Here is an 805-nt window from a genome sequence, read left to right on the forward strand (position 1 = left end):
ACGTTGGCCACAACCTCACCTGTCTTAGTTTTTACTGCCCGAATATCGATATTCGGCTCATAGTTCACCCGCAAGCAATCGCGCCAGAGTTCTACCCAACGTTCGTGCTTAACGTAGTTCTTCCCTTTAAACCAAGAAGGTTGCACCATCAGCAGACAGTGAAAATGCGGATGTGCGCTGCCATCCTTACCTCGCCTCACCTCCGTAGCCCTGATCCACCCCTGAACAGGTGATAGCTCCTTTCGCTTTTCCATTCGCCTAAACGCCGCATTCATTGCTGTAAGGACTGTTCCAAGTTCACCTATCTCGCAGTTCCTGACAGTTAACGTCAGAAACAACCATCGGGAAGACGGGTAATCCACAACGATTTTCGGTAGAGCCTGATAAAAACGGGCTTGCCACATGAGGGTTCTTCTCCACTGGCAGACAGGGCAATGACGGACACGGCAAAATTGCGCACTACGAAGCCGTAGGCGCGTTTCTCCGGTTTCCATGATGGTAGACCAACCAAAACGTAACAAACCGCTACAGGAGGCCATACGGAGTGCATAACGCTCGAATTCAGCAGCAGTCTGGTAGATACCCCCGACAGAATCGGTAAGCGTGCGTTGGGTATCCCAAACTGCATCACGGGGGCTGTAGTCCGAAAGGAATTTATCTTCTGACATTAAGCCTGCTCCGATCTGGGCAGGCTGTGATTTGATGTGGTATATTCATCACGTACCTGTGCATTGCGAGCCAGTACATGTCACCAGAGTTTGCCGCTGAGGTGACACATTCGAAATGTTGGGGAGTGTTGACGCAC

1 protein-coding gene is annotated in these 805 nt (G+C 50.9%); it reads right to left on the reverse strand.

Annotated elements, in window-relative coordinates:
* On the reverse strand, positions 1 to 668 hold a 668-nt coding region (locus tag GLW01_RS15460; RefSeq protein WP_160899671.1), incomplete at its 3' end, for a protein rep.
* Positions 669 to 805: the final 137 nt, after the last annotated feature.

The sequence above is a fragment of the Vreelandella halophila genome, assembly GCF_009856365.1.
GTDB lineage: Bacteria > Pseudomonadota > Gammaproteobacteria > Pseudomonadales > Oleiphilaceae > Halospina > Halospina utahensis_B.